11 protein-coding genes and 1 other RNA gene are annotated in these 13,655 nt (G+C 49.2%); all 12 read left to right on the forward strand.

The window, feature by feature from the left end:
- Positions 1–447 precede the first annotated feature (447 nt).
- Entirely contained in the window at positions 448–1,326 is an 879-nt protein-coding gene (gene glyQ, locus WH45_RS12265; protein WP_046214720.1) for a glycine--tRNA ligase subunit alpha, read from the forward strand.
- Between the two features lie 2 nt (positions 1,327–1,328).
- Complete coding sequence (gene glyS / locus WH45_RS12270; protein ID WP_046214721.1) at positions 1,329–3,404, forward strand: glycine--tRNA ligase subunit beta; 2,076 nt, start codon at positions 1,329–1,331, stop codon at positions 3,402–3,404.
- A gap of 139 nt (positions 3,405–3,543) precedes the next feature.
- Positions 3,544–4,026 (forward strand): YaiI/YqxD family protein, encoded by a 483-nt coding sequence (locus WH45_RS12275; RefSeq protein ID WP_046214722.1) that lies wholly within the window; start codon positions 3,544–3,546, stop codon positions 4,024–4,026.
- 42 nt (positions 4,027–4,068) lie between these two features.
- Positions 4,069–5,901: a DNA primase gene (gene dnaG, locus WH45_RS12280; RefSeq protein ID WP_046214723.1), complete on the forward strand. Its 1,833-nt coding sequence runs from the start codon at positions 4,069–4,071 to the stop codon at positions 5,899–5,901.
- 41 nt (positions 5,902–5,942) lie between these two features.
- Positions 5,943–7,070 (forward strand): RNA polymerase sigma factor RpoD, encoded by a 1,128-nt coding sequence (rpoD, locus tag WH45_RS12285; protein WP_046214724.1) that lies wholly within the window; start codon positions 5,943–5,945, stop codon positions 7,068–7,070.
- A gap of 171 nt (positions 7,071–7,241) precedes the next feature.
- On the forward strand, positions 7,242–8,066 hold the full coding sequence (locus tag WH45_RS12290; protein ID WP_046214725.1) for a hypothetical protein: 825 nt from the start codon (positions 7,242–7,244) through the stop codon (positions 8,064–8,066).
- Positions 8,063–8,833, forward strand: coding sequence for a tRNA (adenine(22)-N(1))-methyltransferase (locus WH45_RS12295; protein WP_046214726.1), 771 nt, complete (start codon positions 8,063–8,065; stop codon positions 8,831–8,833). Before WH45_RS12290 ends, WH45_RS12295 begins: the two co-directional genes overlap by 4 nt.
- Positions 8,809–9,924: a Nif3-like dinuclear metal center hexameric protein gene (locus WH45_RS12300; protein ID WP_046214727.1), complete on the forward strand. Its 1,116-nt coding sequence runs from the start codon at positions 8,809–8,811 to the stop codon at positions 9,922–9,924. The genes WH45_RS12295 and WH45_RS12300 overlap by 25 nt, the downstream gene beginning before the upstream one ends.
- Positions 9,925–10,261: 337 nt before the next feature.
- An RNA gene (gene rnpB, locus WH45_RS22905) (RNase P RNA component class A) lies at positions 10,262–10,665 on the forward strand.
- Between the two features lie 499 nt (positions 10,666–11,164).
- Positions 11,165–11,665: a YpuI family protein gene (locus WH45_RS12310; protein WP_046214729.1), complete on the forward strand. Its 501-nt coding sequence runs from the start codon at positions 11,165–11,167 to the stop codon at positions 11,663–11,665.
- 139 nt (positions 11,666–11,804) lie between these two features.
- Positions 11,805–12,638: a GNAT family N-acetyltransferase gene (locus WH45_RS12315; protein ID WP_046214730.1), complete on the forward strand. Its 834-nt coding sequence runs from the start codon at positions 11,805–11,807 to the stop codon at positions 12,636–12,638.
- A gap of 165 nt (positions 12,639–12,803) precedes the next feature.
- Positions 12,804–13,637 (forward strand): lytic transglycosylase domain-containing protein, encoded by an 834-nt coding sequence (locus WH45_RS12320; RefSeq protein WP_046214731.1) that lies wholly within the window; start codon positions 12,804–12,806, stop codon positions 13,635–13,637.
- The last annotated feature ends 18 nt before the right edge of the window (positions 13,638–13,655 follow it).

Here is a 13,655-nt window from a genome sequence, read left to right on the forward strand (position 1 = left end):
CTATCCATTTCGTGCATCATTGCAAAACGACATTGACGAACCACGCTAATTCCGATATGATCTAACTTATAAATTGTGTCTCCTGCAGACACACATGATGCGTTGACCGGTATAGTAAATTGCTGATTATCGTCCACTAGCGAGTCAGGGATCGTGAGAGCCTGATGACGACCAGCAGTTGAATGGCAGCCGTGAGCATATGAGCTGAATATGGAAAAGTGGATGACATGCAAATGTCTTCAAATAGGGTGGAACCGCGGGAACTGAACCTCTCGTCCCTATGTCTGTAACCAGGCGTAGGAACGGGAGTTTTTTGCGTGCGTTGCAGATGCCTATTTCAGCGGGAGAGCACGACCGGTTGCTGGCTGCCGGAACCCGATCTTTTCATGGATACAAGATTCGGGCCGATTCCAGTAATCCCACTACGAAGATAAAGGAGTAATGTCAATGAACTTCCAGCAAATGATTTTGACGCTGCAAAATTTCTGGGCCGAGCATAACTGTATTATCGTCCAACCTTACGATACGGAAAAAGGTGCCGGCACGATGAACCCGATGACATTCCTGCGTTCGATCGGTCCTGAGCCTTGGCGTGTCGCTTATGTTGAGCCTTCCCGCCGTCCTTCCGATGGCCGTTATGGGGAGAACCCGAACCGTCTGTACCAGCATCACCAGTTCCAGGTGATTATCAAGCCTTCACCGGACAACATCCAGGAGATTTATCTGGACAGCCTCAAGGCGCTTGGTATTGAACCGCTGGATCACGATATTCGCTTTGTCGAAGATAACTGGGAGAACCCGTCCCTCGGCTGTGCGGGTCTCGGCTGGGAAGTATGGCTGGATGGTATGGAAATTACACAGTTCACTTATTTCCAGCAGGTGGGCGGTATCGAGACCAATCCGGTATCGGTTGAGATCACCTACGGTATGGAGCGTCTGGCTTCGTATATTCAGGAAAAGGAAAATGTATTTGATCTGGAGTGGGTAAATGGCATGACCTACGGCGATGTATTCCATCAGCCGGAAGTGGAGCATTCCACCTATACGTTTGAAGTATCCGATGTGCCTATGCTGCTCAATCTGTTCAGCACCTATGAACAGGAAGCCAAGCGTGCGATGGATCAGCATCTGGTATTCCCGGCTTATGATTATGTACTGAAATGCTCGCATACATTCAACCTGCTCGATGCGCGCGGCGCAATCAGTGTCACCGAGCGGACGGGCTACATTACCCGTGTACGGAATCTGGCGCGCCAGGTGGCGGCCACTTATCTGGAAAATCGTGAGAAGCTTGGCTTCCCGATGCTCAAGAAAGGAGAGATGTAATCATGGCGAAGGATTTATTGCTTGAAATTGGTCTGGAAGAAGTGCCTGCCCGCTTCCTGCGTGCGGCAATGAACCAGCTGCGTGATAAAACGGTCAAATGGCTGGATGATTCCCGTCTGACTTATGGAGAAGCCAAAGCATTCGCAACACCGCGTCGTCTGGCCGTATGGATCAAGGATGTAGCGGAAAAGCAGGAAGACATCAACGAGGAAGTGAAAGGACCTTCCCGTAAGATTGCCAAGGATGAAAACGGCAACTGGAGCAAGGCTGCACTTGGTTTTGCCCGCAGTCAGGGTGTTGATCCGGAACAATTTACATTCCGCGAAGTCGGTGGTGTGGAATACATCTATGCCCGCAAGAGCAGTATCGGTACCAGCACGGAGACTATTGTGGCCGAGGCGCTGCAAAATATCATTACATCCATGAACTTCCCGAAAAATATGCGCTGGGGTGCATATGATTTCCGCTTTGTTCGTCCGATCCGCTGGATGGTCGCTCTGTGGGGACATGATGTAATTGATTTTGAAATTACTGGTGTTCGTACAGGACGTGTGACACGCGGTCACCGTTTCCTCGGCACCGAGACCGAGATTGCCGAGCCTACACTCTATATGGAAGCACTGCGCGGACAGCATGTTATCGCTGATGTGGAAGAGCGTGAAGCGATGATCAGTGCCCAGATCTCCCATCTGGCAGCCGAGCAGAAGTGGAATATCGATGTGAAGGAAGATCTGCTGGAAGAAGTACTGTTCCTGGTAGAGACGCCGACGGTACTGTATGGTACGTTTGATCCGTCTTTCCTGAACATTCCGCAGGAAGTGCTGATCACTTCGATGCGTGAGCATCAGCGCTATTTCCCGGTACTGGATAACGAAGGCCAGCTGCTGCCGTACTTTGTAACGGTTCGTAACGGTGACAGCCGCTCGCTGGATGTGATTGCCAGAGGTAACGAGAAAGTACTGCGTGCCCGTCTGTCGGATGCGAAGTTCTTCTATGAAGAAGATCAGAAGATGAAGATCGAAGACGCGGTTGCCAAGCTGGATAATATCGTTTTCCATGAAGAAATTGGAACACTCGGCGAGAAAGTGCGCCGTATTCGCCAGATCGCCGATCAGCTGGGTACTGCACTGCAGGTGCCGGCCGACCAGGCAGTGGCCATCAGCCGTGCTGCAGATATCAGCAAGTTTGATCTGGTGACCCAGATGGTCTATGAGTTCCCTGAACTGCAGGGTGTCATGGGTGAAGATTATGCCCGCAAAGCTGGCGAGAGCGAAGAAGTGGCCCGTGCCATCTTTGAACATTATCAGCCGCGATTTGCCGGTGAAGCCGCACCTGCTTCGGTGACCGGGGCACTGGTCAGCATTGCGGACAAGATCGATACGATTGTAGCCTGCTTCTCGATCGGCATTATTCCGACCGGTTCACAGGACCCATATGCACTGCGTCGTCAGGCGGCAGGCATTGTTCAGATCTTGCTGGAACGCGGATTGTCGCTGACTCTGGAACAGATTTTTGATATTGCACTGAATATTCATGAAAATTTAAGGAATATGAAACGTTCTTCCGATATAATACGTATAGAATTATATGAGTTCTTTGGACTGCGTGTGAAAAAGCTGCTGTCCGAGGCACTCCGCTATGACGTGGTAGATGCTGTTATTTCGGCAGGATTCAATCATATTGGCTCCGTGGTCGCACGCGGTAATGATCTGATGCAAGCTGTTAATGAAGTCCCTGACTTCAAGCTGATCATCGAATCGTTTGAACGTGTATCCAATCTGGCTGCCAAATCGGCAGGTGCAGTTGTGAATCCGGCGCTGTTTACAGAAGCAGGAGAGACAGAACTCTATGCAGCATGGCAGTCGGTCAGCGTGCCTTACCATAATCTGCTTGCCGATAATCGCACAGGAGAAGCATTGACTTTACTGGCAACACTTCGTCCGGCGATTACGAACTTCTTTGATCATATTATGGTTATGGTGGACGACGCTGCGGTACGCGAGAACCGTCTGGCTCTGCTGACTGTGATCGATCGCGATATCAAGCTGTATGCAGATTTCTCCAAGCTGGTTAAATAATATATTATATACTAACAGATACAGTTATACGGAACGACGATGAGAAATGATGTCGTTCCGTATTTTCGGCTTTGTAAACGAACGTATGATCCGTGAACCTGTATGCTGTCTAATGTAATCCCGGAAAGGAGGACATGTATTGGAATCGGAATCGCTAAGCCGTATCCCTACCATCGTGGTAGATGGCGATGCCTGCCCGGTCAAAGCAGAGATTGCTGAGACAGCGCGCTCTTTTGGAGTGCCTGTACTGATGGTGTCCTCCTTTGATCACCGAATTCAGGCAGAAGAAGGTGTACGTGTTGTTCAGGTAGACCGCAGCGATCAGAGTGCGGATCTATATATTGTGAATCATGTTCATGCCGGCGATATCGTCATTACCCAGGATTATGGGCTGGCTACGATTGCTCTGGCCAAGCACTGCCGGATATTGTCCTTCCGGGGAATGGAGTTCCATGCAGACAATATCGAATTTCTGCTGGCACGCCGTCATGCACAGGCCAAAGCAAGACGTCAGGGCAAGTATGGTAAAGGGCCCAGACCGCTTACAACGGACGATAAGAAAAATTTTCAGGCCAAGCTCGTAAAACTTTTAACAAATTTGCAGGAATTTCATTCGGAATAGCGAATATTATTTATCGTGTGAAAAGAGATGAAGGTGGTAACGATGAACACCGGATATAGCGGTGGTATTCCTGATGAAGTCATTGAAGCGGTACTTCAGCATAATGACATTGTTGACACGGTAGGCAAATATGTTCATCTGACCAAACAGGGAAAGTACATGAAGGGCCTCTGTCCGTTTCATTCGGAAAAGACTCCTTCGTTCACAGTCACACCGGAACGCCAGATTTTTTACTGTTATGGATGCGGCGCGGGCGGCAATGCCATCAAGTTCAGAATGGAAATTGATGGTTTGTCTTTCCCGGAAGCGGTCAGATTAATGGCAGAAGAATCACATGTCCCTTTCCAGGATGGAAAAGGAGCGGCAGCCACTCCGCAGAACAAGGAACTGGAACGTCTGCTTCAGGCTCATGAATGGGCTGCCAAGCTGTTTCATTATCTTTTGAAAAATACGGAACACGGGAAATCTGCGATGGAATACCTGCGGGCCCGCGGATTCGGCGATAAGCTGATTGATCAGTTTCAGATTGGTTATGCTCCGGACCGCTGGGATACGCTTGTGCAGTTTTTTGAGAAACGTTCTTTTGATCTGAAAGAAATGGAAAAAGGGGGACTGCTGTCTCCCAGACAGAATGGCTCGGGCTATGTGGACCGCTTCCGCGGGCGGGTCATGTTCCCGATCATGAACCGCAGCGGAAGAGTAATCGCATTTGCAGGCCGGATTCTGGGCGAAGGCCAGCCGAAATATCTGAATTCGCCGGAGAGCCGACTGTTCAACAAAAGCCGTACACTGTATAATCTGAACCTGGCCAAAGGACCAATCCGCAAGCAGGGACAAATTGTATTGATGGAAGGCTTTGGTGATGTGATTGCAGCATGGGATGCGGGGGTACAACATACTGTAGCGACAATGGGTACAGCATTGACCGACAATCATGCCTCACTGATACGCACGCTAACCGAAGAGGTGGTGGTCTGCTATGACGGCGATAACGCCGGTCAGGCAGCAGCACTCAAAAGTATCCCCATTCTGGAAGGTGCAGGCCTGCATGTGAAGATTGCCGTACTGCAAAACGGGCTGGATCCTGACGAATACATCAAGACGTATGGTCAGGAACGATTTGTGGAGCAGATTATTCATGGTGCAGTGTCAACAACCAAGTTCCGGCTGATTTACATCAAAAAGAATTACAATCTGCTGGAAGAGGACGGCAAGGCTGCCTATGCGCAGGAAGCGATCAATGTGATTGCCAATCTGGGTTCACCGACCGAGCGGGAAGTATACCTCAAGGAACTTTCCGTTGAAGTGGGTGTATCTCTGGACAGTCTGAAGCAGGACTGCAATCTGGCGCGCCAGACGCTGAATCGCAAGCAGCCGCAATCCGGCCAGCAGGGCGGTCGTGGCGGTGGCAGTGGCGGAAATGGACGGAGCTCACGCAAGCCTACTGCTCCGACGCTGCTGCCCGCCTATCATGTGGCTGAGCGACGTTTACTGTCGATTATGCTGCAGGATGGGGAGGCGGCCACCTATGTGGCGCAGCATCTGGGAGAAGCTTTTAATATCCCGGAACATGCAGCGCTGGCTGCCTATATCTATTCGTATTATGCACAGGGCAAAGCGCCTGATGTCAGCCGGTTCATCGGGTCGCTCCATGATGACCGGCTGGAGAAGACTGCAACATCCATCTCCATGATGGATGCCCCGCTGGATGAGACGCTGCGCGGAATGGATGATTACATTCGTGAAATCAAAAAATTCCCGCAGCAAAAACTGATCGAGCAAAAAAGAGAAGACATGCTGCGCGCGGAGAAGTCCGGTGATTTCCTGCGTGCAGCTCAAATTGCAAGTGAGATTATCACCCTGGAAAGACAATAAATGTTCTGAGCATTTATTTTCAGGGAGGAGGGAGTCGAAAGATGGCGAACGATCAGCATACTGAATTGGAAACCGAATTAACGCTCGAACAGGTAAAAGAGCAGCTTATTGAGGTAGGTAAAAAGAGATCCTCCTTGAATTACAAGGATATTATGGAAAGACTGGCCGCTTTTGACCAGGATGCTGAACAGATCGACGAGTTCTACGAACAACTCGGAGATATGGGTATCGAAGTAATCAATGAAGGTGACGAGGAAATCACAACCGATTCCGAGAATGAGCGTGAAAACGGGGATAACGAGTTCAGCTTTGACGATGATCTGGCACTGCCGCCAGGTATCAAAATCAATGACCCGGTCAGAATGTATCTGAAAGAAATCGGTAGAGTACCTCTGCTTTCCGCTGACAGCGAAGTCGAGCTGGCCAAGCGGATTGAACAGGGAGATGAAGAAGCGAAGCGCAGACTGGCTGAAGCCAACCTTCGTCTCGTGGTCAGTATTGCCAAGCGGTACGTAGGACGCGGTATGCTGTTCCTGGATCTGATTCAGGAAGGCAACATGGGTCTGATCAAAGCCGTTGAGAAATTTGACCATACCAAAGGATACAAGTTCAGTACGTATGCAACCTGGTGGATTCGTCAGGCCATTACCCGCGCGATTGCGGACCAGGCCAGAACAATCCGTATTCCGGTGCATATGGTAGAGACCATCAACAAGCTGATCCGGGTATCCCGTCAGCTGCTGCAGGAACTGGGGCGCGAACCGACGCCGGAAGAGATTGCAGCCGAGATGGAACTGAGCGTCGAAAAAGTACGCGAAATCATGAAAATCGCACAGGAACCTGTATCTCTGGAGACACCAATCGGGGAAGAGGATGACTCTCACCTGGGTGACTTTATCGAGGACCAGGATGCACTGGCACCGGCTGATGCAGCAGCTTACGAGCTGCTCAAGGAACAGCTGGAAGATGTGCTGGATACGCTGACTGAGCGTGAAGAGAATGTACTTCGTCTGCGTTTTGGCTTGGACGATGGACGTACTCGTACACTCGAAGAAGTGGGTAAAGTGTTCGGTGTTACCCGTGAGCGTATCCGTCAGATCGAAGCCAAAGCCCTTCGTAAACTGCGCCATCCAAGCCGCAGCAAACGTCTGAAGGACTTCCTGGAATAGAATTCAACCGCTTATTTAAATAAGCAATCATACAAGGGATCTGCTGCTATTGCTGCGGCAGATCCCTTTTTGTTCTGAATAAATGGAACCCCTTTACTTTTGGCACCAATTCAGCGATATATACTATAGGTATAAATGAACTTTGAATGAATGCAGAAGCGGGGGAGTATTGTGAATCAGGACAAAAGAGGAGTTATTCTGGACGAAATTGAATACTGGCGGGAGAATCGTCTGCTGCCGGCGCATTATTGCGACTTTTTGATGAATCTATATGACGTAAACCAGGAGCGGGGCGACAAGAAAGTATTGTCCATGCAATCATTCAAGCAGGGCAATATCAGGACCTGGATGTTTACGTTTCTGATGCTTTGTTTTATCTGTATGGTACTGCTGTACTTTACGACATTTCCAATTCTGGTACAGCTGGTCTGTGTGCCGGTATTTACGGCGCTTTGTTATACAGGCGGCATCCGCTGGCGCAAACGCAATCCGATTGCTTCGTCTTTTCTGCTGGCGGTCGGAAGTATGTTAATGTTGGGACTGGGTATACTGGTGATCCGTCAGCATGGACTGGATCCATCTTTTTGGATTACTGTACTTGTCCTTGGATGTGGGTTAATCTGGTGTATAATGGGATATGTGATTTCCAGTCCGGTGCTGCTGTATATCGGGTTTGGTGCTTTTGTATTGTTGTATGCCGGATTTTTTGCCCGTGTGAATCCAGAGGCGTCATGGCTTGTACTGCAAGGCCTGTGGCTGCCGCTTAGTCTGCTGCTCGTATGGTTCAGCTGGCTGGTACATCATCGTGGTAAAAAGCTGGCGGCCGTATATTTTACGAGTGGAATCGCGATCTGGTTTATGCCGGAAGTGGATGAAGTACTGCTTCGCGGTCAGATGCCGGATATTTTTGCAGCGCTGTGTGTAACCAAGATTGCACTGGCTTGCATTCTTTTATTTATACTTCGAAAAAAATGGATAGTGTGGGTGGCTGCATGAAATTATCAACTAGATTAACAAGAATTGCGGAGCAGATTCCAGCAGGGAGCCGGCTGGCGGACATTGGGTCCGACCATGCCCTCCTGCCGGTATTTGCTGTGCGTCAGGGACGGGTAACGCAAGCAGTAGCCGGAGAGGTCAATCAGGGACCGCTGGATGCGGCTCAGCGCCAGGTCAATGAAGCCGGGCTCGGTCATGTGATTCAGCCGAGGCTAGGTAACGGTCTGGCGGTGCTGCAGCCGGGAGAGGTGGATGTGATTACGATCGCCGGTATGGGTGGTGCATTGATCGTGACCATTCTTTCCGAAGGGCTGGATAAGCTGGAAGGTGTATCACGCCTGATTTTACAACCGAATGTTGGAGAAGAGTTCGTCCGCCGCTGGCTGCTGGAGCATGGCTGGTTCCTGTCTGCCGAGCAGATCCTGGAAGAAGACGGCCGTACATATGAGATCCTGACAGCGGATCGGCTGGAGGATGCGGCGGTGCGTAATGGAGAGCTTTACCGTGAACGGCTGCTGGCAGGACCTGAAGGCTTGCAGGTAGAGCTGCATGATTTCAATCTGCTGCAGTTTGGTCCTTATTTGCTGGAAGAAGCTTCATCAATATTTGTGGAGAAATGGCAGCAGGAAATCGGCAAGCTGGAGAAAGTCGCTGCCTCGGTCGGCCGTTCGGATACGGATGAAGCCAAATTGAAAGTAGCTGCGCTCAATCAGCAGATCAAGCTTGTGAAGGAGGTACTGTTATGCTTGCAAAAGGACAAACGGTAATCCAGTATATGGAGCAGTTTGCACCCAAATCGATCGCTGTACCGGATGACCGGATCGGTCTGCAGCTTGGTACGCTGCAAAAGGACATTACCGGTATACTGGTTGCACTCGATGTGACGGAAGAAGTGATCGACGAAGCGATTGCGCTGAACGCCAATCTGATTATTGCCCATCATGCGATTATTTTCCGGCCGCTCAAAAGCCTGCAAACGAGCACGCCAATGGGCCGCCTGTATGAGAAACTGATCAAGCACGATATTGCTGTCTATATCAGCCACACCAATTTGGATATCGCCGAAGGTGGCGTTAATGACTGGATGGCAGAGGCGCTTGGACTGCGCCAGACGGTACCGATCGAGCAGACGTCCACGGACGATTATCTGAAGCTGGTTGCTTTTGTACCCGCTTCGCATCTGGATGCAGTACGCAGTGCGGTCTGGGCAGTGGGAGCTGGCCATATCGGCAATTACAGCCACTGCAGCTTTAGTGCCGAAGGAACAGGGACGTTCCTGCCGGAAGAAGGCACCAACCCGTACAGCGGCGAGCAGGGCAAGCTGGAACATGCTGCCGAGGTTCGCTTTGAGACGATTATTCCAACCAGTCTGCGCAACAAGGCAGTACAGGCATTGATCAAATCTCATCCGTATGAAGAAGTAGCCTATGATCTGTATCCGCTGGCACTGCCGAGCAAAGCTTATGGTCTCGGACGTGTCGGCAAGCTGGATACGCCGGTCAGCCTGGGCGAATTTGTCGATATCGTTAAAAAGGGACTGGATGTGCCGACTGTACGTGTCGTAGGCGATCTGCAGCGGACGATCAAAAAAGCTGCAGTCCTCGGCGGATCGGGCAGCCGTTATGTGAACGGAGCCCTGTTCAAGGGCGCTGATGTAATCGTAACCGGTGATATTGATTATCATACCGCTCACGATGCACTGCTCGCCGGTATCGCCATTATTGATCCGGGACATAATACAGAGAAGATTATGAAGCCGGGCGTGGCAGGCGTGCTCAGCGCGCGTCTGCAGGCAGACAAGTACACAACCGCTGTGCATGCGTCTGCTGTTAATACCGAAGTATTCCGGTTCGTTTAAACAGGTACCGACAGAGAAGAAGAATAAGACAGAACAAATAATAAGGGCTGTGCAGACTACCAGAATGAACTGGATAGGCTGCCCAGCCTTTTTTTATGAATGGGGTTTGCGCTCTGAGCTGCGGTACTCGGCCATTCAGCACATCAAGGGTTATTTGGATTATAAAAATAGCGAGAATACACTGGAGCTGCTGTATCAGGAGCAGAGACTCCTAAAAAAGAAATATATCACTGAAATTCGGATGCGGGTTGTCAATAAATAGAATTCAAATAAAATTGCATTTGCCTCTTGCCACCACTGCGTGAAAATTATATAATACGATGTGTTGCGTTCGCGGAAAGTTTAACAGACAATCGCCGGTAGCCGAGAGGCTTCGGGAGGAAAGTCCGGGCTCCGCAGGGCAGGGTGCTGGATAACGTCCAGTCAGTGCAAACTGAAGGATAGTGCCACAGAAATGGACCGCCGATGGCTCGCAAGAGCACAGGCAAGGATGGAACCGAGGTGTAAGAGACCCCGAGGAACACTGGTGACTTTGTTCCTGGTAAACCCCATCTGGAGCAAGACCTAAAGAGATACGGCTTTTCTTCGGAAAAGCAGCCTTAGCCCGAGGTGTATCGAGGTTGGTCGCTGGAGCCAAACAGCAATGTTTGGCCTAGATAGATGATTGTCACCAAAAGTGGGAGGGTAGTTCCCGATCGAACCACAACTGGTACAGAACCCGGCTTACGAGAAACTTTCCCCACTGACGCCACGTTGATTTAACAAGTACGATAGCTATTTGGTCATGTATGGCGGATTTATTCGCGTGTATAGAATACAGCTTCATCATATTTTTACTGACCAATTCAATATCCGCTATACAAAAGCGGTGTGTCTTCCGATAATATATGGAGACACACCGCTTTTATGATGAAAAACAGGTAAAAACGGCAATAGTCGATGAAATCTTTATCATGGACCTGCCATATGCCTTGATTGTTGAGGGGAATGGAAGTAATCTATATGATATTAAACCAATCATCGGCTGGTACATTGGTGAGACCAATTTTCAGGAATAAGCCAATTGGTTAAAAGAATCGTAAGACAGTGGCAGTGAAAAGCTTAAAAATTGATGCTTATAAACTGCGCCGTAACTAACACATGAGATGAGTTTTATGGTAGGATGTAAGTTAAATCAGGGTTAAATTTTACAACGACCTAACCCGGTCTTGAAGGAACCAATTAAGGGGGAGCTACAGTCATGTCAGCTGCAAATGTCCATAAGTTGAGTGAAGGCACACGGGAAAAGTTGAAACCGGTCATCGAGAAACTGGAAGGGTTTTTGAATGAGTATTCTCTAAAGGCTTTGGCAGCCGAACAGGGAGAAGATACATTACCTTTTTACAAAGGGTTTCTGGCAGATTTGCGTCACCTGCTGGTATTCTCCGAAGTATCCTATGAGAAATTAGGCGTCGTTCTGCGTCGTGCTAACTTTGATGCAGAATTTGCTGAAAAAGCTCTGTATAACGCATATCATCAATGTGTAAACAGCTTTTTCTATCCCAAAAATGAGTGCTACTCCGAAGATGGACGTTATGCCTACACAGGGCAGGAAGCTATCCGTTTCCGTCAAACGCCAGTGAAGCCGGTTAGAGAAATTATTCTGGAAATCACCAGAACATTCGAAGAACTGCGTGATGATCTGTCGTATTACGAAAGTGACTATCTGACACAGCGCCGTATGAATCAGCGCCACGCTTAAATAACGCATACCAATAATGAAATTGACATGATAAGGGTGCCTGGCTCAGGCATCCTTATTTTTTATAAAATGCAGACTAATCTGCATGGAATCCAAATCAGCGATATACATAAAAGCGTCCAAGGAGCTTCTTGTAGATATGAAAACCAACGACAGAACTACAGATAAACCGTATGCTCAGCGCTATCCTGCCTTTGTGTACTCCGTGCTGAACGCCTGTATACCAGGCACTATATACACAGAGTCAATGGATGGACAGATCCATACGCTAATTGACATCCCTACTCCATTTGATCTGCCGAAGATCACTTCCGCATCCCTTTATGATGTCGACAGACCAATATGGGCGGAGACACCGTCAGGTCTATATTATGCAGGAGGATGCTGTCCTTCGGAATCATTCAGCCATATAGTCCATGAGCGCTGTCTGGATCGGATGCGTACCGGTGAGAGATTTACTTTATTTTCAGGGGAGCCGCTCTGGGATGAAATGGCTGCTGATCTTCCTGCTCCACTTCGGCAACTCACCAGACAAGCGATGAATTATCCATCCACAGCTATGCTGGATACCAGAAGACAGATGCCTGACGGATATGAGCTGCAAAAAATAAATGCTTCCGTTATTCAAAAAAGCGCAGTTTTTGACGAAAAGTATTATATAGCGTATTGGCAGTCGCTTGCGAACTATATGATCCATGGATTGGGCTATGCCATTTTGTATGAGAATCAGGTGGTTTGCGAGTGCACTTCCATTTTTGCAAATGCATGGACAGCGGAGATGGATATCTATACAGTGTCAGAACATCGAGGCAAAGGTTTGGCCGTAATCGCTGCAGCCGCTTTTATAAAAGAATGCTTGCAAACGGCACGCCAGCCCGTATGGGAATGCGGCACAGATAATCAGGCTTCCTTTCAGCTGGCCTTCAGACTCGGATTTGTACCCGCCTATACTTACAGCGTATGGGCACGATAAGGAATTGTGCCATACAGGAGATTGTTCCTATTTCCTCTTAGGATCAGCAGAATCGTCATTCATTCTCATGCCACAAGAGTGCAAAAGCAGTACACTGAGAATATAGAGAATATTTAGACGGATAATCCTTCAATTATTTATAAATAGACAGGAGCTACCAACCGTATGCAAATTGATCCAAATACAGCAAAACAAATGCTTGAACTGCGATATCTGAATGCGTCAGGTGGAGGCAGTACGACCCCTGCGACGGTGAAGACCAATGATACGGACCAGCTGTTTCAACTGATGCTGCAGCAAAATATTGGCACATCTGCGGAAGCACAGAGTTCCGGAGCGGCTGTACAGGATCTGGCTAGTCTGGTATCGACAGGCACCCCTTCTTCCGTAACAGGCAGCACGTATGGAGCAGGATCTACAGATCCATGGTATAACTTTGATCAGCTGCCGGAAGTAAGTCCGGAGAATGCGACAGCTACTGCACGTACTGGCATGTCAGCAGGCAGCATTCCTGCTGCTGTATCTGCCGGTGGTGATGTGTCTGCGCTGCAGGGACTGGGCGGAGACGACAGCGGAAGCAAGGCAACCGCTTATAACGATCTGATCAGCAAGGCCAGCAGCAAGTATGGAATTCCTGAATCACTGATCAAAGCGGTTATCGATGTAGAGTCTTCCTTTAACCCGAATGCCGGTTCTTCTGCCGGGGCCAAAGGGCTGATGCAGTTGATGGATGGTACAGCCGCCGGTCTTGGAGTCAGCAACTCTTATGATCCTGCCCAGAACATCGATGGAGGCACCAAGTATCTGTCCTACCAGTTGAAGCATTATGACAACAATATCAAGACTGCACTGGCTGCCTACAACGCAGGTCCGGGTCGTCTGCAAAGACTCGGTATCTCCAATGATAACGAGCTGATGGCCAAGTTTGATCAGCTGCCAAAAGAAACACAGCGTTATATCGGTAAAATCGAGAACGCACAGAGCAAGTATGCCCTTTAATTTTCAGTGATCCATCCA

Source organism: Paenibacillus wulumuqiensis (genome assembly GCF_000971965.1).
Lineage (GTDB): Bacteria > Bacillota > Bacilli > Paenibacillales > Paenibacillaceae > Saccharibacillus > Saccharibacillus wulumuqiensis.